Below are 17,797 nucleotides of genomic sequence, written 5' to 3' on the forward strand. Positions count from 1 at the left end.
GGGCAAAATGATATGCAGGAATTTGTGCGGTTGAATGAGGTTGGCCCCCGTGACGGCTTGCAAAACGAGGTGGGTGTGATCCGGCTGGAGCACAAGCTGGCCCTGATTGAGCTGCTTGCCGGGTCGGGTCTGTCTGAGATTGAGGTCGGCAGCTTTGTGAGCCCGAAATGGGTGCCGCAGATGGCCGATACCGATCAGTTATTGCCAAAGCTGCCGGTGGTGCAGGGTTTGCGCTATAGCGTTTTGGTGCCGAATATGCGGGGCTGGGTGGCCTTTGAGGCCGCGCGCCAGCCGGATGTGCCTTACCAGGTGGCGGTGTTTGTTTCTGCTTCTGAGACGTTTTCACAAAGTAATCTGAATTGCACGATTGCCCAATCGATTGAGAATTTGACGCCGGTTGTCCGTGCCGCTGAGGCAGCGGGTGTCCCCTTGCGCGCCTATATTTCCTGCGTGACGGATTGCCCGTTTGAGGGGCCTGTTGATCCGGCTGCTGTCGCGCAGGTCGCCCGCACGCTGCGCGCCATCGCCCCGATGCCTTTGTCCTTGGGTGATACGATTGGCCAGGGCACGCCCGAAACTGTCGCTGCGATGATCTCAAAAGTGGCACAGGAAGTGCCGGTGACCCAGCTTGCCGGACATTTTCATGACACTGGCGGACAGGCATTGGCCAATATTGCGGTGGCTTTGGAGCTAGGTCTGCGCGAATTTGATACGGCTGTGGGCGGGTTGGGGGGCTGTCCCTATGCGCCCGGTGCGCCGGGGAATGTCGCGACTGAGGCTGTTTTGGCGATGTTGGCGACCCACGGTTATCAAACCGGCGTTGACCGCGACGTGATTGCGGAGGCCGTCGAATTGGCGAAAGGAATGCGATGATTGATCTGAATGTTGACGAACGTGGTGTTGCCACCCTTGCGCTGGCCCGTCCCGAAAAACATAACGCCTTGTCTCAGGCGCTTATTGATGCGCTGCAGGCGGCGGGGGATGATATTGCGCAGCGCGGCGACATTCGTGTGGTTGTGCTGACCGGGCAGGGCCCTTCATTTTGCGCAGGCGGAGATCTGGCCTGGATGCGCGCGCAAATGGCTGGTGATGCAGCAATGAAAACGGCAGCCGCCCAATCGATCGCCCGCATGTTGCATCGTCTGAACACGCTGCCCCAGCCCGTTATCGGGCGCATTCATGGCAATGCGCTGGGCGGCGGGGTCGGGATGGCCTGTATCTGCGATATGGTTATCGCCGCCGATCATGTGAAATTCGGGCTGACAGAAACCAAGCTGGGGCTGATCCCCGCCACGATTGGCCCCTATGTATTGGCCCGCATGGGTGAGGCCCGCGCGCGTCAGGTCTTTATGTCGGGCCGTATTTTTGATGCGGGTGAGGCCGTGCGGTTGGGGATCGCCGCGCGCGCTGTGCCCGCGGGTGAGCTGGACAGCGCCGTCGCGGCAGAGGTTGCCCCCTACCTGGCCTGCGCCCCGGGGGCTGTGGCTGCCGCCAAAGCTTTTGCCCGGTCGCTGGGCCCTGTCATTGATGAGGCTGTGATCGCAAACTCGGTCGATGCGCTGATTGCCCAATGGCACAGCGAAGAGGCCGAAGAGGGTATTTCGGCCTTTTTTGATCGGCGGAAACCGGCTTGGGACCTTACGTCACAGTGAGATTGTCAGATTTCGGTCTCAATTCGGACGGATTCACCGGTTCTTAAGGTCTTTGTTAGGAGACCGATATGCAATTTGAGTGGCCGACCCCGGAACAGATCATTTACCGCGTGACGCGTTTGCGCCGTCTTGTGGTGTTGGCCGTTGCTATGCCGGTCTGTGTTTTGCTGCTGACGGCCCTGATGGATCCGATGATGATTTCGCCAAACAGAGCGATGATTGGCGCGATTGCCATTGCGCTTTTGGTCGTTGGTCATGTCAGCCTGTTTCCGAATGTCACACTAGAGACACTGAGCCTGTCAGTATCCCTATCTTTACTCGTGATTTCAGTATCTTGGATCAAAACGCTGGCGGGTATGTTCCCTGCCGAGAACGCGAGTGCGGCCTATGCAATGCTGGTCACTTTCGCCGTGCTTGGCGCTGGTGCGATTATGTGGGCTGTGCGCGCGGTCCTGACTGCGTTGACCTATGCGGGCCCTGCTTTGCGCCTGCGTGTGGGCGGCCGTATGGATATTGCATGCTCGGTCGGTGTAGCACATCGCCAATTTGCGTTGCAGCCTGAGACCCGCCGCGGCCGTATTTTGTGCGGACCAGCAGATTCGGACGGCCTGTTTGATGTCGCAATTGTGGCACCCCAAGTGGCAGACCCCGAAGCGCCTGACCAACCTTTTGTGGCCCGTGTTGCGGCCCGTGTGTTGCATTCGGATGAAAACAGCCATCAGGTGATGCTGGTTTTGGGCGATGGCAGTGTCGCTGCGACCTCGCAGACATTCACGCAAACCCCGCATGGTTGCCGTGTGACCGTGTCCGAAATGCCCGGCGATTTCACATTGGGTATGCATCTGATGTTCTGGCTGGCTGATCAGCAGGCGGACAATATGACCGAGATCGCCGACACGATCCTGTCAGAGCCCGCGCGTGCCAATGGCTTGGCCCATGGTGTGTCCTTCCTGTCGGTGGCAGCTGCGGTGTTGTCGCCGCGTGATCCTGCCGTCAAACGCGCCAAATAAAACCTGCAATTTTACAAAGCGCCGCATCCCCGCCGAGTTGACCATCGCGGGGGCCTTGGCTATGCAGATCACAGCTTTCATTTAGCACGTCGTTGGGAAAGGGCTTCGCTTTGCAGGAAATGCTTGCCGAATATCTGCCGATCATGATTTTTCTGGGCCTTGCTATCGCGTTGGGGCTGATCCTGATTCTTGCCGCTGCCATTGTTGCAGTGCGCAACCCCGATCCCGAGAAAGTATCAGCCTATGAATGCGGCTTTAATGCATTTGATGATGCCCGGATGAAATTCGACGTCCGCTTTTATCTGGTCGCGATCCTATTCATCATCTTTGATCTTGAGGTCGCATTCTTGTTCCCCTGGGCCGTGGCCTTTGCTGATATCAGCCTGACGGCGTTTTGGTCGATGATGCTGTTTCTGGCCATCCTGACCATCGGCTTTGCCTATGAGTGGAAAAAAGGCGCGCTGGAGTGGGAGTGACCACCTGTCGCGCCTGACGCCGCTATCGTGAGTTGAAGCGGCGACACGCTGTTCCAATTGATCTAGGGGAATGCACGGAAAAGATTCGCGCGGGCCCTAGTCCCGACCCGGATCTGACCAGCTTTCAAGGTAGCCACCCGCGTTGGTCTGCATGCTGTCGGCGCTTTCTGCGCCCGTACTGGACGTCTCGTCATCTACAAAGACCGTCTCTTCAAAAAAGGGCTCATGATAGCTGTCCCGCCCATGCTGGTCGGTTGTCGGCTGTGTTGATTGCGATGGGCTGAAGCGCGCAGTGATATTTCCCAATGCATTGCTGATGCTGGACCCGATCTGCGCTATTCTATTTATCGTCCGTTCGCCCATGGTGATGGGGTTCGGCAAGCGCCGTGCCCCTTCGTTCATCATAAACCGCAATCCGCCAATCAATCCGTTGCGTTGACGTGCCGTGTTGGCCTGCGGGATTGGAACTTCAACCATTCGGTTGGTCGCTGCTTGGGCTTGGCCGGTTTTCATCGAAATTCTCCTTAATAAATTGCTATTAGAATCATCGTAGCAAAGCCCGGTGATCACCGTTGTCCTGTTTGATACAAAGATTGCTGCGATCTTACTTCGCACCCACCCCGCGCGCGTTGACGCGGCCTGCCCAGAGAGCTACATGCTAAAGCAAGCCACCGGCAGCTACTCTGCCAGCAAAAGGGAGCCACCATGGGCGTGATGACCGGGACTTCGGTTGGGGCCGATAAAGAGCACGGCGCGCAGCTGATCAATTCAGAACTGCAGGACAAGGGTTTTCTTGTCACCAGCACCGCCGATATCATCAATTGGGCCCGTACCGGCAGTCTGCATTGGATGACCTTTGGTTTGGCCTGCTGCGCGGTCGAGATGATGCATACCTCGATGCCGCGCTATGATCTTGAGCGTTTTGGCACCGCCCCCCGCGCATCCCCCCGCCAGTCGGATCTGATGATTGTCGCGGGTACCTTGACTAACAAAATGGCCCCGGCTTTGCGCAAGGTCTACGATCAGATGCCAGAGCCGCGCTATGTGATTTCCATGGGGTCTTGCGCCAATGGTGGCGGTTATTATCACTATAGCTACTCTGTCGTGCGTGGTTGTGACCGTATTGTGCCGGTCGATGTCTATGTGCCGGGCTGCCCGCCGACCGCTGAGGCGCTGCTTTACGGTATCTTGCAGCTGCAACGCAAAATCCGCCGGACGGGGACGATTGTCAGATGACCGAAGCATTGAACGAACTCGGCGCACATCTGGAACTCAAGCGCACGGATTGTGTGCTGTCTTGGGAAGTGGCCAATGATGAGTTGACTGTCACGGTCGCGCCGTCATCGCTGGTCAGCTTTGTTGAGTTTTTGAAAACCGATCAGTCCTGCCGCTTTTCAACCTTGGTGGATATCACGGCCGTTGATTACCCGACCCGCGCCAAGCGTTTTGATGTCGTGTATCATTTCCTGAGCATGTACCAAAACCACCGCATCCGCCTGCGCGTGCAAATCCGCGAAGAGGATATGATGCCTTCGATCATTGCGGTGCATCCATCTGCCAATTGGTTTGAGCGCGAAGTGTTTGATATGTTCGGGATCCTGTTTTCTGGCCATCCCGATCTGCGCCGCATCCTGACCGATTATGGCTTCCGGGGCTTTCCGCTACGCAAGGATTTCCCGACCACCGGCTATACAGAGGTCCGCTATGACGATGTGCAAAAGCGCGTTGTCTATGAACCGGTGAAGCTGGTGCAGGAATACCGCCAGTTCGATTTCATGTCCCCTTGGGAGGGCGCAGAATACATCCTGCCGGGGGATGAAAAGAAAGACGAGAAGGCGGGCTGATGGCGGCGCTGCGCGGCAAATGCATGTGCGGTGCTTGCGGCTTTACCGCCACCCCTACATCGTTTGATGCGGGTGTTTGTCATTGCGGCCAATGTAATGCTTGGACTGGCGGGATGTTTATCAACGTCTATTGCGCTGACAGCGTTCAGTTTGACGAAGGCGCCCCCATAGGATCTTACAAAGCGTCTGAATGGGGCGAGCGCATTTTTTGTAAAACTTGCGGGTCCTCATTGGTTTGGCAAACGCAGGATGGCAGCCATCAAAGCGTCTCGATCCATTGCTTTGACGATCCGTCCCAATTCACACTGACCAGCCAGATTTTCATTGACCGCAAGCCCGGCTGCTATGCGTTGGCCAATGAAACGGAATTGATGACCGAGGCCGAGGTCATGGCGAAATATGCGCCCGAAGGCTGATGAACCATGTATTGGTTTTGGATCCGCTTTGTTTTGTTTATTGTGCAATGCATCGCACTTATCGCGATCTACAACAGCTAAGCCCGCGCCCTTATGATGTCCGAAACCAACGTTCTTTTCTGCGTCGGTGCCACCAAGGCCGGGACGTCTTGGCTTTATCGCTATCTGCATGATCACCCAGACTGCGCTATGCCCGCCGTGAAAGAGGCGCATTATTGGGATACGTTTGAGCCTGAAGCGCTGGACAAGCAGGCCACCGTTTTCCGCGTCAGGTTGCGTGAATTGCGCGATATGAAAATTGAGGCCCGCGAGGCCGGGCAGGGCTGGAAGGTCAAGAACCTTGATCGGCGCATCAATGAGATGAAGGGGCTTTTGGCGGTGCTTGAAGGCGACAGGGCAGGGGATGCGGCCTATCGCGCCTGGCTGACAGAGGGCCGCGGCAACCCCAAGCTGGTGGCGGATATGACGCCCAATTACGCGACCTTGCCAGATGAGTTTCTGGCCCGGATGATGGGTGTGCACCCACATACAAAAGTTGTCCTTTTGATCCGCGACCCGCTAGATCGGCTTTGGTCGCATATCCGGATGCAGGCCCGCCGTCAGCGTCAGGACCATGAGGTCTATGAGAAGAAGGCCAATAACATTCTTTACCGGATGCTGAACCGCGACCATGAGCGCCATATCCTTGCGCGCGGCGACTATCCCAAGATCATCCGCAAGCTGCGGCGCGTCGTCCCGGAAGACCGGTTACACGTGCAATTCACCGAAGAGCTGTTTACAACGGATGGTACGGCGGCAATTTGCGATTTTCTGGGGATTGCACCTGTGGCCGCAGAGGTTAAAACAGCCGTGCATGAAGGCCCTGAGGTCGTTATGCTGGACAAGCTGCGCCCCCGGGCGTTGGGACTGTTGAACGAACATTATGAATGGGTGGCCCGCAATATCGGCCCCCTGCCACAACGGTGGCAAGATAACCGCGCAAAGGGCTAGACCATGATGGACGGCAATATTCGGACAAATACCTACGACGATGGGTCGACGGATGCCGCCACGGGCGAACAGCAGATTCGCAATTTCAACATCAATTTCGGCCCGCAACACCCTGCGGCCCACGGCGTGTTGCGGCTTGTGCTGGAACTGGATGGCGAGATCGTTGAACGCTGTGATCCCCATATCGGCCTTTTGCATCGCGGTACTGAAAAGCTGATGGAATCGCGCACCTATCTGCAGAACCTGCCCTATTTTGACCGGCTCGATTACGTCGCCCCGATGAACCAGGAACATGCCTGGTGTCTGGCCATCGAAAAGCTGACCAAGACTGAGGTGCCCCGTCGCGCAAGCCTGATCCGCGTCCTTTATTCCGAGATTGGCCGCGTTCTGAATCATTTGCTGAACGTCACCACGCAGGCGCTGGATGTCGGCGCGCTGACCCCGCCGCTTTGGGGCTTTGAAGAGCGTGAAAAGCTGATGGTCTTTTATGAGCGCGCCTGCGGTGCCCGGTTGCACGCGGCTTATTTCCGCCCGGGCGGTGTCCATCAGGACCTGCCGGATCAGCTGATTGAGGATATTGATCAATGGGCCGTGGAGTTCCCCAAATTCCTGGACGATATCGACAACCTGCTGACCGAAAACCGTATTTTCAAACAGCGTAACGCGAATATCGGGATCGTCACCGAAGAAGACATTCTGGAATGGGGCTATTCTGGCGTGATGGTACGTGGCTCTGGCCTTGCTTGGGATTTGCGCCGAGCCCAGCCTTATGAATGCTATGATGAATTCGAATTTCAGGTGCCCGTCGGCAAGAATGGCGATTGTTATGATCGTTATCTTTGCCGCATGGAAGAGATGCGTCAGTCGACCTCAATCATTCGGCAGGCCTGCGAAAAGCTGCGCCATGAAAAAGGTGATGTGATGGCCCGGGGCAAGATGACCCCGCCGACACGTGGTGAGATGAAGACCTCAATGGAGGCGCTGATCCACCATTTCAAACTTTACACCGAAGGCTTCCACGTCCCCGAAGGTGAGGTGTACGCGGCGGTTGAGGCCCCAAAGGGCGAATTTGGTGTTTATCTGGTGGCGGATGGGTCAAACCAGCCCTACCGGGCCAAGCTGCGCGCACCGGGCTATCTGCATCTGCAATCGATGGATTATATCTGCAAGGGCCATCAGTTGGCAGACGTGGCCGCGATCATCGGGACGATGGATGTCGTTTTTGGTGAGATTGATCGGTAGTGCTATTGCGTTTTCTGTTTGCGCCGGTTTTTGCGGCGTGCCTTTCGGTGCCCGCCTGGGCGGATGACTATGAAGAAGCGTTGTCGCGCATTGATAGCCTGACTATGGATCAAACGGCTGACCTTACGGTCGGGTTCTTTGCGGATATGGCGGTAAACTGCCGTGTGGAGCTACACCGTTCCGATTTTCCTGATGAAGATGTTTTTCGTGAGCGCCTGATCGTATCATTTTTGACCAATTTGTCGGTGCCGCTTGAACATCACACGCGGCTGGCACCGATGCTTGAACAGAAACTTGATAGTTTTGGTGTTGATGTCGACGCGAAGATTGAGCAGCGTTTCGATGTACATTTCGAAGAAGTCGAGACAGAGGATCAGTCGTTCGTATTGCGCGAGCGCAATTGCGAAACCTCGAACCCGTAAAGTTTTCCGTTGGAGTGGAGCGCGAGAGTGACAATTACATTCAATCTTTGGTTATTGGCCTATGGCGCAGGCGCTGGCATTGCGGGCGCTCTTGTGGCCCGTGGCCGAAACCGGCTGATCAAAGCGGCGGTTGCTGGCGCAGTGGCTATCTTTCTGATTGACCTTGCCCGCGGCCTTTTGTGATCATCTGCCCCAAAACAGCAGTGATCTGAAAAGGAATACCCCCATGAAACACTATCTTGCGCTTGCCTGTGTTGCTGCTTTGTCTGCCTGCGCCGTGCCGATCCCCGTTTCTGCCCCAGTGGCCGAACCCGCGCCAATCGAGGAACCTGCGCCCGTTGTGAACCCGCAATCGGCCAAGGAGCGCTTTGTCGCGGCGGTTGAGGCGAATGGTTGTCTGATGACGGCCGGCAATGTCACCACGATCATGAGCCAGGCTACGGTTGGCGTGGGTGATCTGGAAACGATTATTGTTGCCCTCCAATCCGAAGGCCGTGCCACTGCTGATGGCGCCAATATCCGCGTTATCACCGAGACTTGCCCTGCCTAATCCGGCAGCCCCATGCGCCCAATCGGGCGCATGGCCAACGGCGCAGCTGAATAAAGGGCGGTGACGGTTCTGACCGTTGTCAATTGGCAGGCTTCGGTGTAGGTCGGAACCAACACGGGATTACCCTGCCAACCGAGCCCCTAGCCGAGGTTATTTCATGCTGCGTCGTCTTCATCCTGAGCAACCCGACAGCTTTGCTTTCACGCCCGACAACCAAAAATGGGCCGCCGCGCAGATGAAGAAATTCCCCGAAGGTCGTCAGGCCTCGGCCATTATTCCTTTGCTTTGGCGTGCCCAGGAACAAGAGGGCTGGTTGTCCCGCCCGGCCATCGAACATATCGCCGAGATGTTGGATATGGCCTATATCCGCGCGCTTGAAGTGGCCTCATTCTATTTCATGTTTCAACTGCAGCCCGTGGGCTCGGTCGCTCATATTCAGGTTTGCGGCACGCTATCTTGCATGATTTGCGGGGCCGAGGATCTGATTGGCGTCTGCCAAGAGAAGATCGCCGACCAGCCCCACGCGCTATCTGCCGATGGCAAGTTTTCATGGGAAGAGGTCGAATGCCTCGGTTCTTGTGCGAATGCCCCGATGGCCCAAATCGGTAAGGATTATTACGAGGATCTGACTGCCGAACGTTTGGGCGAGATCATCGATGAATTGGCCGCAGGTAAAGTGCCGGTCCCCGGCCCGCAGAATGGCCGTTATGCGTCAGAGCCGCTGAAGGGTTTGACATCGCTGCGCAGCAGTGACAGCGGCAAGACGCAATATAACGCTAGCGCGCAGGCTGCTGTGGATATTGGTGATACTGTCAAACGTATCGACGGGTCCGAAGTGCCTTTGTTGACCCCTTGGGTGAAGGATGGCACTGGTCAGGCTGCCCCGAAAAAGACACCCAAGAAAGCAGCGGCGGCGCCCAAGGCAAAAGCGGCAAAGCCCAAGGCTGCTGCCAAGCCCAAGACTGACGCCGCGCCCGCTGCGACAGCTGAAAAGAAGCCGCGCACCATGTCAGCACCACGCAAAGCCGGGGCTGATGATCTGAAATTGATTTCGGGCGTTGGACCCAAGCTTGAAGCGCTTTTGAATGAGCTGGGCTTTTGGCATTTCGACCAGATCGCAAAATGGACCGATGCCGAGGTCGCGTGGGTTGATAACCGCCTGAAATTCAAAGGCCGTATCACTCGTGACAATTGGATGCAGCAGGCCAAGGATTTGGCAGGCAAATCCTAAACAACGGACCGTTGCGCCATAGTGGCAATAACAGTCCTGATCTATCTATGGTTGTCGGTGTTGCTGCTTTTTTGCGCCTTTTTGTCGTCTAAGCCACCGGTCGATCACAAAATATTTCGTGTTTTGACCTGTTTCAGGTACAGATAAATTCAGCGCTCGGCTTGCTTAGGCTGCTGAGCTACGAACGAATAGTCTGCAGGCTGCAACGCGGCCACCTGAGGGAGAAGAAAATCCATGAAAGATACTGCACCAATCAGCCGTGCGATGATTGCCATTGCCGCCGCTTTCGGCGTCCTTGCCGCGCTTATCGCCCTGATCTTTTTCAAATATGGCTTTTTCGGCGCCCTTTTCCTGGGCATCATTATTGGCGCAATTGTTTTGGTCATCTTGATGCTTGGCTGGCAGCAAACAGGTGATGAGGCGATTACGCCGCCGGCTTCCGCCGCTGCTCCAACGCCTGCGCCAGCTCCGGCACCTGCGCCAACCCCGGAACCGGCACCTGCGCCAGCGCCCGCTGCTTCGGCCGCCGCTGCTACCGCCACGACCACCGCGCCGGTCGAAGAAGAAAAAGCGCCTGCTGCAAAAGAGCCAGCGCCTGAAAAAGAAGTGGTGAAGGAAGAAGCGGCGAAACCTGCCGCAGCCGAGAAGACTGCCGCCAAGAAACCTGCGGCTGCCAAGAAAACGACCACTGCGAAAAAGGCCACCACTGAAAAGAAAGCCGCTGCCAAGAAGGCGCCTGCGGCCAAAAAGGAAAAGGCTGCCGCGCCTGCGCCAGCGACCGAAGGCAAGCCTGAATTTCTAAGTGCTGCGCGTGAGGGCGGCCCTGATGATCTGAAGCAGATCAAGGGTGTTGGGCCCAAGCTTGAAACAACTTTGCACGAGATGGGCGTGTTCCATTTTGATCAGATCGCTGCATGGGGTCCGGCTGAGCAAGCCTGGATGGATGACAATCTGGCCGGTTTCAAAGGCCGCGCCACCCGTGATGACTGGGTTGCGCAGGCCAAGACACTTGCTGCGGGCGGCGCAACCGAATTTTCAAGCAAAGTGAAGAAAGGCGGCGTCTACTAGGGTCGCATTCATCAAATTTTGCGTATTGCGCGCTGAAATCAGCGCGCAATACTTTCCGTGCCTGACGAAACGCTTTAGGTAGCTGATCAAGATGACGCAGCACGGACACACAGATCAAGGTAAGGCAGGACAACGCGCCGCGTTGATCATCGCCGGAACCGGTGCTTTATGGGTTCTGCTGGGCCTGATCGGTGAAGAATATGGCTGGTCCAATCGCGTGCGATTGCTGATTGATCTTGCGGCACTCTGCGGTTTCGGCTTTGGGCTGTGGCGGATATTTAGGCTCTGGCGCCAACGCCAGGATGAAAAGGGCGGGACATAATGCTCAAAGACGAAAACCGGATCTTTACAAACCTTTACGGCATGCATGACCGGACGCTTGCGGGTGCGAAGAAGCGCGGTCATTGGGATGGCACCGCCGCCATCATCAAAAAGGGCCGCGACTGGATCGTCAATGAGATGAAGACATCCGGCCTGCGTGGTCGGGGCGGTGCGGGTTTTCCCACAGGTCTGAAATGGTCCTTCATGCCCAAGGAAAGCGATGGTCGCCCGGCCTATCTGGTGGTCAATGCTGACGAATCAGAGCCGGGCACCTGCAAAGACCGTGAGATCATGCGTCATGACCCGCATACGCTGGTCGAAGGCTGCCTGATCGCTAGTTTCGCGATGAAAGCCCATGCCTGCTACATCTATATTCGCGGCGAATATATCCGCGAGAAAGAGGCCCTGCAGGCGGCCATTGATGAAGCTTATGCTGCGGGCCTTGTTGGCAAAAACGCTGCCAAGTCGGGCTGGGATTTTGATATTTACCTGACCCATGGGGCAGGGGCCTATATTTGCGGTGAAGAAACCGCTTTGATCGAAAGCCTTGAGGGCAAAAAGGGCATGCCGCGCATGAAGCCGCCGTTTCCGGCAGGCGCGGGCCTTTATGGTTGCCCGACGACAGTGAACAACGTCGAATCGATTGCGGTGGTCCCGACCATTCTGCGCCGGGGCGGCGATTGGTTCGCCTCAATGGGGCGTCCCAACAACGCGGGCACCAAGCTGTTTGCGATTTCCGGCCATGTGAACAACCCTTGTGTGGTTGAAGAGGAAATGTCGATTTCCTTTGAAGAACTCATCGAAAAGCATTGCGGTGGCATTCGCGGTGGTTGGGATAACCTCAAGGCCGTGATCCCGGGTGGCTCATCGGTGCCATGTGTGCGCGGAGAGCATATGCGTGATGCGATCATGGATTTTGATGCGCTCAAGGAAAAGGGTTCGTCCCTTGGAACGGCGGCGGTGATTGTCATGGATAACTCGGTCGACATGGTCAAAGCGATCTGGCGATTGTCCAAGTTCTATAAACATGAAAGCTGCGGCCAGTGCACCCCTTGCCGCGAAGGGACCGGCTGGATGATGCGCGTTATGGCCCGTTTGGTGAAAGGGGATGCAACCCCTGATGAAATTGATATGCTGCTGGATGTGACCAAGCAGGTTGAGGGGCACACGATTTGTGCGCTCGGCGATGCGGCGGCATGGCCCATTCAGGGTCTGATCAAGAATTTCCGGGACGAGATCGAGGACCGGATCAAAGATAAACGGCTAGCGGGGATGGCTGCAGAATGAAGATGGTTCGTGGATTGATAATCGGGGCAACACTGACGCTTGCCGCTTGTGCAACAGGTTCGGGCGCTGCGCGCTCTTTTGATGATCCTGCGGTACAGAAATTGTTTGTGATGCCCACGGCGCAGTATTTTGCGACGATCAAGATTGCAAATCAGGTGGCGCAGAATTGTGCGCGTTACCGTTATGACGCCATCCTGGATGCCGAGTTGAATGAAAAGCGCAATGAGGTTGGCCGTGGCACGCTGTCTGCCAATGCTTTGCGCAATGCCATTGATACCGAAACAGATGTGAGCGAGCGTAGCTTTGCCGCCAAACACGGTGTCGAGCTGACAGGCGCAGATTTGTGCCCAGCAGCCGATGCCGAGACGCTTGAGAATTCGGCGTTGAGCGCCATGCTTGTCCCTGTCTAAGGCGACCAATGAGCTTTCGAAATTATCTTGATGGGGCCGCGAGCTTTGGCGCGGCCCTTGTTACGTTTGCAGTTTGCGGTGTGCCATCATGGTACACCATCGCAGCGGTCCGGGCAGAGATTGCGCCGGTGTGGGCCTATGCCGCTGCCGGGGTTTTGGCCGCAATTGGTTTGATCCTGACGTTGGCTTTTTTGCGCAAAGGTACTGCGGGCATTGCCCCGACACGGCAGCGGCGGCGTTAGCAACCGCCCCCTGTTTTGTGCAAAATTATCTTATATCCGCCCCCTGATATTGAATAGCGCGGGCAGAACGGCAATGTCTTGATCCATACCAGACCGCCCCAATGCGGGGCTGTGAGGAGAGTGTAAGATGAAAAAGACAACTGTTTTTGCTTTTGGGATGATGGCCGCAGTGATTGGCTTTGCAGGGAGTGTTTGTGCGCAAACCGCCCTGAAAGACGTCCAGTATGTGCGCGACGGGATTATTCATGTCGGCATGGCCTATGAGATATCTGAGCGCTGCGACAGCTTGCGCCCACGCACATTGCGCGGCCTTGGGTTTTTGAACTCTTTACGCGACCACGCCAGAGATCTTGGATATTCGGACGATCAGATCGACGATTATGTGAATGATCGCGCGGAGAAGGATCGGCTTGAGGGCATGGCCCGTGCCGAACTGGCCCGTCTTGGCGCAAATGCCGATGATGATGCATCCTTTTGCGCCGTTGGCCGTGCACAGATGGCGGCCAACACCCGTGTTGGCTGGCTCTTGCGTTAAGGGCGATCAATGCGCGCTTTGCGCTCCATATGCATGATTTGCGACCAACCTTGATCAGCTTTTGCATCCGGCGACCTTGCTGGTTGTCTTTACTGTGAAAATTGGTCGCTTTTTTATCAATCTGACTGGCATCATGCCTCTTGTCGCGGTAGAACGCGGCAACGCGCAGCCGACGCCCCGCGTATGGTTGTGTGATAGGGAACATAAAGGCACGCCATGTCCGATCTGCGCAAAGTCGTCATTGATGAAAAAGAGGTCGAAGTAGACGGGGCGATGACCCTGATCCAGGCCTGTGAAGAAGCGGGGATCGAAATTCCCCGTTTTTGTTATCACGAACGGCTTTCGATTGCGGGCAACTGCCGTATGTGTCTGGTTGAGGTTGTGGGCGGCCCGCCCAAACCTGCTGCCTCTTGCGCCATGCAGGTCCGCGATCTGCGCCCCGGCCCCGAAGGCCAGCCCCCTGTGGTAAGAACCAACTCGCCTATGGTCAAAAAGGCCCGTGAAGGGGTGATGGAGTTCCTGCTGATCAACCATCCGCTCGATTGTCCGATCTGTGATCAGGGCGGCGAGTGCGATCTGCAAGACCAGGCCATGGCCTACGGCGTGGATTTCAGCCGCTTCCGTGAACCCAAGCGCGCAACCGAGGATCTGGACCTCGGCCCGCTGGTTGAAACCCATATGACCCGCTGCATTTCCTGCACCCGCTGCGTGCGCTTCACGACCGAGGTCGCGGGTATTCACCAAATGGGTCAGACGGGCCGCGGCGAAGATGCCGAGATTACCAGCTATCTGGGTGAAACGCTTGATTCGAATATGCAGGGCAATATCATTGATCTTTGCCCGGTTGGCGCGCTGGTGTCGAAGCCTTACGCCTTCACGGCCCGCCCATGGGAACTGACCAAGACCGAATCTATCGATGTCATGGACGCGCTGGGGTCAAACATCCGCGTGGATACCAAAGGCCGCGAAGTCATGCGCTTTCTGCCGCGCAACCATGACGGCGTGAATGAGGAATGGATTTCCGACAAGACCCGCTTTGTCTGGGACGGGCTAAAGCGCCAACGGCTGGACACGCCATATATTCGCGAAAACGGCAAGCTGCGTAAAGCATCTTGGCCCGAAGCGCTGACCGCCGCCGCCGCCGCAATGAAGGGCAAGAAAATCGCAGGCCTCGTGGGTGATCTGGCCCCGGTTGAGGCTGCCTTTGCCCTCAAACAGCTGATCGAAGGGCAGGGCGGAAACGTTGAATGCCGGACCGATGGTGCGAAACTGCCAATCGGCAACCGCTCTGCCTATGTGGGTAACGCCGCCATCGAGGATATCGATGATGCGCAAATGATCCTGATGGTCGGAACCAATCCGCGGATCGAAGCACCCGTTTTGAATGCCCGCATCCGTCAGGCCTGGTCTGGTGGCGCGCGGGTGGCCCGGATCGGCACGACTGATGATCTGACATTTGATGTGATGCAGATCGGCACGGGCCGTGATGATCTGGTCAAATTGGCTGGCATGGATCATTCGGACAAAAAAGACGTCGCTGGCGTGATGATCGTTGGCATGGGCGCGCTGAATGAAGTCGATGGTGAAGCGGTGCTGAGCCAAGCGATGAAGGCTGCAGAGGCCGCTAATTCCAAGCTGTTGATCCTGCATACAGCGGCAAGCCGTGTGGGTGCGATGGATGTCGGCGCGGTAACCGAAGGGGGGCTTGAAGCCGCTTTTGATGGTGCCGAAGTCATCTATAACCTGGGCGCGGACGAGGTTGATATCGATCCGGGCGCTTTTGTGATCTATCAGGGCAGCCACGGCGATCGCGGTGCGCACCGCGCTGATATTATTCTGCCTTCGGCCGCCTATACTGAAGAAAACGGGTTGTTTGTGAATACTGAAGGTCGCCCACAATTGGCGATGCGCGCGGGCTTCCCGACCGGTGAAGCCAAGGAAAACTGGGCGATCCTGCGGGCGCTCTCGGCTGAGATGGATGCCACATTGCCATATGACAGCATGGCGCAATTGCGTCAGGCTTTGGTCGCCGCGCATCCGCATTTGGGCAAGATCGATGAGGTGCCCGAGAACGCCTGGCAGCCTGTCCCGGTCAAGAAGCCCGGTAAGGCCGCGTTCCGCAATGCTGTGACGGATTTTTACCTGACGAACCCGATTGCGCGTGCATCGAGCCTGATGGCTGAGCTAAGCGCCAACGCCAAAGCCCGCAAGACCGCACCGATTGCTGCGGAATAAGGACGATCACGATGGTTGAATTCTTCACCACTACCAATCTGGGCATTGTCCTTTTGACGCTGGCGCAATGTTTGCTGGTCTTGGTCCCTTTGTTGGTGGCGTTGGCCTTTTTGATGTATGCAGACCGTAAAATCTGGGCGGCTGTTCAGATGCGCAAGGGCCCCAATGTAGTTGGCGCTTTTGGGTTGCTTCAATCCTTTGCGGATTTCCTGAAATACATCGTCAAGGAAATCGTTGTTCCTGCGGGCGCGGACAAATTCGTTTTCTTCCTCGCGCCAATGATCGCCTTTGTGCTGGCGGTGATCTCTTGGGCGGTCATCCCGTTCAACGACGGCTGGGTGCTGTCCGATATCAACGTGGCTATCCTTTATATCTTCGCCATTGGCTCGCTGGAAGTTTACGGCGTGATCATGGGCGGCTGGGCCTCGAACTCAAAATATCCGTTTCTGGGGTCGTTGCGCTCTGCCGCGCAGATGATTTCCTATGAGGTGTCCATTGGATTGATCATCATCGGTGTGATCATTTCAACCGGGTCGATGAATTTTGGTGATATCGTTGCGGCGCAAGATGGCAATGGCGGCCTGTTCAACTGGTATTGGGTTGCGCATTTTCCGATGCTTTTCCTGTTCTTCATCAGCGCGCTGGCCGAGACCAACCGACCCCCGTTCGATCTGCCCGAGGCGGAATCGGAACTGGTTGCGGGCTATCAGGTGGAATACTCATCCACCCCCTTCCTGCTCTTCATGATCGGCGAGCTGATGGCCGTGGTGTTGATGTGCGCGCTGGTCTCGCTTTTGTTCTTTGGCGGCTGGCTGTCACCGGTGCCATTCCTGCCAGATGGGATATTCTGGATGATCCTGAAGATGGCCGCCGTGTTCTTCATGTTCTCGATGGTGAAGGCCATCACCCCGCGCTACCGCTATGACCAACTGATGCGGATCGGCTGGAAGGTCTTCCTGCCGCTGTCACTGGCCTGGGTCGTCATCGTGGCATTCTTGGCCAAATACGAAGCGTTTGGCGGGTTCTGGGCGCGTTGGGCGGTGGGTGGTTGATGTTTTTGCGGGCCGCATCTTTGATTGGTTGTCTGATGGCTCCGGCCAGCGTTATGGCGCAGAGCTCTCTGGACTTTGATGTCGCTCTGGCAAGCTTAGAAGTACGTTTCCAAGAGTTTGTGGATGCACATTTGACGAGGGTATGTCCCGGCGAAGTCGCTGCATTAGATTTCGTTTATCCCGAAAGCTACGTTGCCAAGACGTTATGGCCGGAACTCTCAGACCGCTTAGTCGAACAGACGGAGGCTGGTGGGAAACCCTGGATGTTTCTGGCTGTGTTTACAGACGATTTGAGTGAGGTCTTCGATCCGTCATCCATCAACAGCATGTCGATCGTTGCCCTTCAATCGACACATGTTGTGAGAGCGCTGGAGTTTATGGAGCAGTTCGGTTCCCGCTCCGATATTGATACGCGCATGAGCGTATCTGAACTTCAAAAGCTGCGTTCAGAAATTCTAACTTCAATAGAGCTTGCGGACTGTCTTCGGGCAAATGAAACGCCGGGCTTGTCTTCATATTCCGAAAACATGCGATTTGATGTAAATGAAGCGATAGATCGGGGCGAATACTGCATTCAGTGGGGTGTTTTTGTACAGCGGTACTTGGATATTCCGTTTGAAACGATGACTGTTGCTGAGCGCGTAGATGCAGGTGATCGTGCATTTTCTGCCCATGAAGCCTACCTCATTGAGTCTGGTATTGCAGAAGAATGCGAGGAAGATAACTGATGGCCTTCATCAAATATCAGCGCGCTGTCAGGTGTACGTCGCATAACGACATTCTGCACTTCGCGGTGCCTTTGTCTAACCTGCCC

23 protein-coding genes are annotated in these 17,797 nt (G+C 56.2%); 22 read left to right on the forward strand and 1 reads right to left on the reverse strand.

Features of this window, described 5'->3' with window-relative positions; translation table 11 throughout:
- Positions 1-12: 12 nt before the first annotated feature.
- From AABB29_RS11745 to AABB29_RS11760, 4 genes are all read left to right on the forward strand, one after another.
- Entirely contained in the window at positions 13-873 is an 861-nt protein-coding gene (locus AABB29_RS11745; RefSeq protein ID WP_341366731.1) for a hydroxymethylglutaryl-CoA lyase, read from the forward strand.
- Positions 870-1,652 (forward strand): crotonase/enoyl-CoA hydratase family protein, encoded by a 783-nt coding sequence (locus tag AABB29_RS11750; protein ID WP_341366730.1) that lies wholly within the window; start codon positions 870-872, stop codon positions 1,650-1,652. Before AABB29_RS11745 ends, AABB29_RS11750 begins: the two co-directional genes overlap by 4 nt.
- A gap of 68 nt (positions 1,653-1,720) precedes the next feature.
- The gene (locus AABB29_RS11755; protein ID WP_341366729.1) at positions 1,721-2,662 is read left to right on the forward strand and encodes a hypothetical protein; all 942 of its coding nucleotides are present in this window, start codon (positions 1,721-1,723) and stop codon (positions 2,660-2,662) included.
- A 110-nt stretch (positions 2,663-2,772) separates the two neighbouring features.
- A complete protein-coding gene (locus tag AABB29_RS11760) occupies positions 2,773-3,138 on the forward strand; it encodes an NADH-quinone oxidoreductase subunit A (protein ID WP_341366728.1) in 366 nt (121 codons plus the stop codon).
- Between the two features lie 96 nt (positions 3,139-3,234).
- On the opposite strand, the gene AABB29_RS11765 is transcribed toward AABB29_RS11760, so the two are convergent.
- Positions 3,235-3,651 (reverse strand): hypothetical protein, encoded by a 417-nt coding sequence (locus AABB29_RS11765; protein ID WP_341366727.1) that lies wholly within the window; start codon positions 3,649-3,651, stop codon positions 3,235-3,237.
- A gap of 192 nt (positions 3,652-3,843) precedes the next feature.
- Here AABB29_RS11765 and AABB29_RS11770 point away from each other — a divergent pair, with 192 nt between their 5' ends.
- From AABB29_RS11770 to AABB29_RS11855, 18 genes are all read left to right on the forward strand, one after another.
- The gene (locus tag AABB29_RS11770; protein WP_373636521.1) at positions 3,844-4,374 is read left to right on the forward strand and encodes an NADH-quinone oxidoreductase subunit B family protein; all 531 of its coding nucleotides are present in this window, start codon (positions 3,844-3,846) and stop codon (positions 4,372-4,374) included.
- Positions 4,371-4,982, forward strand: a complete 612-nt coding sequence (locus tag AABB29_RS11775) for an NADH-quinone oxidoreductase subunit C (protein ID WP_341366726.1) — start codon at positions 4,371-4,373, stop codon at positions 4,980-4,982. Before AABB29_RS11770 ends, AABB29_RS11775 begins: the two co-directional genes overlap by 4 nt.
- On the forward strand, positions 4,982-5,398 hold the full coding sequence (locus AABB29_RS11780; protein ID WP_341366725.1) for a GFA family protein: 417 nt from the start codon (positions 4,982-4,984) through the stop codon (positions 5,396-5,398). Before AABB29_RS11775 ends, AABB29_RS11780 begins: the two co-directional genes overlap by 1 nt.
- A gap of 93 nt (positions 5,399-5,491) precedes the next feature.
- The gene (locus tag AABB29_RS11785) at positions 5,492-6,388 is read left to right on the forward strand and encodes a sulfotransferase (protein ID WP_341366724.1); all 897 of its coding nucleotides are present in this window, start codon (positions 5,492-5,494) and stop codon (positions 6,386-6,388) included.
- 3 nt (positions 6,389-6,391) lie between these two features.
- Positions 6,392-7,630, forward strand: a complete 1,239-nt coding sequence (locus AABB29_RS11790; protein WP_373636522.1) for an NADH-quinone oxidoreductase subunit D — start codon at positions 6,392-6,394, stop codon at positions 7,628-7,630.
- Complete coding sequence (locus tag AABB29_RS11795) at positions 7,630-8,052, forward strand: hypothetical protein (RefSeq protein WP_341366723.1); 423 nt, start codon at positions 7,630-7,632, stop codon at positions 8,050-8,052. Before AABB29_RS11790 ends, AABB29_RS11795 begins: the two co-directional genes overlap by 1 nt.
- A 27-nt stretch (positions 8,053-8,079) precedes the next feature.
- Positions 8,080-8,235 (forward strand): hypothetical protein, encoded by a 156-nt coding sequence (locus AABB29_RS11800; protein ID WP_341366722.1) that lies wholly within the window; start codon positions 8,080-8,082, stop codon positions 8,233-8,235.
- Positions 8,236-8,278: 43 nt separating this feature from the next.
- Complete coding sequence (locus AABB29_RS11805) at positions 8,279-8,602, forward strand: hypothetical protein (RefSeq protein WP_341366721.1); 324 nt, start codon at positions 8,279-8,281, stop codon at positions 8,600-8,602.
- Between the two features lie 157 nt (positions 8,603-8,759).
- Positions 8,760-9,833: an NADH-quinone oxidoreductase subunit E gene (locus AABB29_RS11810; protein ID WP_341366720.1), complete on the forward strand. Its 1,074-nt coding sequence runs from the start codon at positions 8,760-8,762 to the stop codon at positions 9,831-9,833.
- 234 nt (positions 9,834-10,067) lie between these two features.
- Complete coding sequence (locus AABB29_RS11815) at positions 10,068-10,901, forward strand: NADH:ubiquinone oxidoreductase (RefSeq protein WP_373636523.1); 834 nt, start codon at positions 10,068-10,070, stop codon at positions 10,899-10,901.
- A 91-nt stretch (positions 10,902-10,992) separates the two neighbouring features.
- On the forward strand, positions 10,993-11,223 hold the full coding sequence (locus AABB29_RS11820) for a DUF5337 domain-containing protein (protein WP_341366717.1): 231 nt from the start codon (positions 10,993-10,995) through the stop codon (positions 11,221-11,223).
- The gene (gene nuoF, locus AABB29_RS11825; RefSeq protein ID WP_341366716.1) at positions 11,223-12,509 is read left to right on the forward strand and encodes an NADH-quinone oxidoreductase subunit NuoF; all 1,287 of its coding nucleotides are present in this window, start codon (positions 11,223-11,225) and stop codon (positions 12,507-12,509) included. Before AABB29_RS11820 ends, nuoF begins: the two co-directional genes overlap by 1 nt.
- Positions 12,506-12,919: a hypothetical protein gene (locus AABB29_RS11830; RefSeq protein ID WP_341366715.1), complete on the forward strand. Its 414-nt coding sequence runs from the start codon at positions 12,506-12,508 to the stop codon at positions 12,917-12,919. Before nuoF ends, AABB29_RS11830 begins: the two co-directional genes overlap by 4 nt.
- Positions 12,920-12,927: 8 nt before the next feature.
- Positions 12,928-13,161, forward strand: coding sequence for a hypothetical protein (locus AABB29_RS11835; protein WP_341366714.1), 234 nt, complete (start codon positions 12,928-12,930; stop codon positions 13,159-13,161).
- Positions 13,162-13,288: 127 nt separating this feature from the next.
- A complete protein-coding gene (locus AABB29_RS11840) occupies positions 13,289-13,696 on the forward strand; it encodes a DUF5333 domain-containing protein (RefSeq protein WP_341366713.1) in 408 nt (135 codons plus the stop codon).
- A 216-nt stretch (positions 13,697-13,912) separates the two neighbouring features.
- On the forward strand, positions 13,913-15,931 hold the full coding sequence (nuoG, locus tag AABB29_RS11845) for an NADH-quinone oxidoreductase subunit NuoG (RefSeq protein ID WP_341366712.1): 2,019 nt from the start codon (positions 13,913-13,915) through the stop codon (positions 15,929-15,931).
- Between the two features lie 11 nt (positions 15,932-15,942).
- Positions 15,943-16,983: an NADH-quinone oxidoreductase subunit NuoH gene (gene nuoH / locus AABB29_RS11850; protein WP_341366711.1), complete on the forward strand. Its 1,041-nt coding sequence runs from the start codon at positions 15,943-15,945 to the stop codon at positions 16,981-16,983.
- On the forward strand, positions 16,983-17,711 hold the full coding sequence (locus AABB29_RS11855) for a hypothetical protein (RefSeq protein ID WP_341366710.1): 729 nt from the start codon (positions 16,983-16,985) through the stop codon (positions 17,709-17,711). The genes nuoH and AABB29_RS11855 overlap by 1 nt, the downstream gene beginning before the upstream one ends.
- Positions 17,712-17,797: the final 86 nt, after the last annotated feature.

This window comes from Yoonia sp. BS5-3, from assembly GCF_038069655.2.
In the GTDB taxonomy this organism is placed as follows: Bacteria; Pseudomonadota; Alphaproteobacteria; order Rhodobacterales; family Rhodobacteraceae; genus Yoonia; species Yoonia phaeophyticola.

What these genes read in the sequence shown, in the direction of transcription:
- AABB29_RS11745 (WP_341366731.1), top strand. Translation starts at nt 13, where the DNA reads ATGCAGGAATTTGTGCGGTTGAATGAGGTTGGCCCCCGTGACGGCTTG.
- AABB29_RS11750 (WP_341366730.1), top strand. Translation starts at nt 870, where the DNA reads ATGATTGATCTGAATGTTGACGAACGTGGTGTTGCCACCCTTGCGCTG.
- AABB29_RS11755 (WP_341366729.1), top strand. Translation starts at nt 1,721, where the DNA reads ATGCAATTTGAGTGGCCGACCCCGGAACAGATCATTTACCGCGTGACG.
- AABB29_RS11765 (WP_341366727.1), bottom strand. Translation starts at nt 3,651, where the DNA reads ATGAAAACCGGCCAAGCCCAAGCAGCGACCAACCGAATGGTTGAAGTT.
- AABB29_RS11770 (WP_373636521.1), top strand. Translation starts at nt 3,844, where the DNA reads ATGGGCGTGATGACCGGGACTTCGGTTGGGGCCGATAAAGAGCACGGC.
- AABB29_RS11775 (WP_341366726.1), top strand. Translation starts at nt 4,371, where the DNA reads ATGACCGAAGCATTGAACGAACTCGGCGCACATCTGGAACTCAAGCGC.
- AABB29_RS11780 (WP_341366725.1), top strand. Translation starts at nt 4,982, where the DNA reads ATGGCGGCGCTGCGCGGCAAATGCATGTGCGGTGCTTGCGGCTTTACC.
- AABB29_RS11785 (WP_341366724.1), top strand. Translation starts at nt 5,492, where the DNA reads ATGATGTCCGAAACCAACGTTCTTTTCTGCGTCGGTGCCACCAAGGCC.
- AABB29_RS11790 (WP_373636522.1), top strand. Translation starts at nt 6,392, where the DNA reads ATGATGGACGGCAATATTCGGACAAATACCTACGACGATGGGTCGACG.
- AABB29_RS11805 (WP_341366721.1), top strand. Translation starts at nt 8,279, where the DNA reads ATGAAACACTATCTTGCGCTTGCCTGTGTTGCTGCTTTGTCTGCCTGC.
- AABB29_RS11810 (WP_341366720.1), top strand. Translation starts at nt 8,760, where the DNA reads ATGCTGCGTCGTCTTCATCCTGAGCAACCCGACAGCTTTGCTTTCACG.
- AABB29_RS11815 (WP_373636523.1), top strand. Translation starts at nt 10,068, where the DNA reads ATGAAAGATACTGCACCAATCAGCCGTGCGATGATTGCCATTGCCGCC.
- AABB29_RS11820 (WP_341366717.1), top strand. Translation starts at nt 10,993, where the DNA reads ATGACGCAGCACGGACACACAGATCAAGGTAAGGCAGGACAACGCGCC.
- nuoF (WP_341366716.1), top strand. Translation starts at nt 11,223, where the DNA reads ATGCTCAAAGACGAAAACCGGATCTTTACAAACCTTTACGGCATGCAT.
- AABB29_RS11830 (WP_341366715.1), top strand. Translation starts at nt 12,506, where the DNA reads ATGAAGATGGTTCGTGGATTGATAATCGGGGCAACACTGACGCTTGCC.
- AABB29_RS11835 (WP_341366714.1), top strand. Translation starts at nt 12,928, where the DNA reads ATGAGCTTTCGAAATTATCTTGATGGGGCCGCGAGCTTTGGCGCGGCC.
- AABB29_RS11840 (WP_341366713.1), top strand. Translation starts at nt 13,289, where the DNA reads ATGAAAAAGACAACTGTTTTTGCTTTTGGGATGATGGCCGCAGTGATT.
- nuoG (WP_341366712.1), top strand. Translation starts at nt 13,913, where the DNA reads ATGTCCGATCTGCGCAAAGTCGTCATTGATGAAAAAGAGGTCGAAGTA.
- nuoH (WP_341366711.1), top strand. Translation starts at nt 15,943, where the DNA reads ATGGTTGAATTCTTCACCACTACCAATCTGGGCATTGTCCTTTTGACG.
- AABB29_RS11855 (WP_341366710.1), top strand. Translation starts at nt 16,983, where the DNA reads ATGTTTTTGCGGGCCGCATCTTTGATTGGTTGTCTGATGGCTCCGGCC.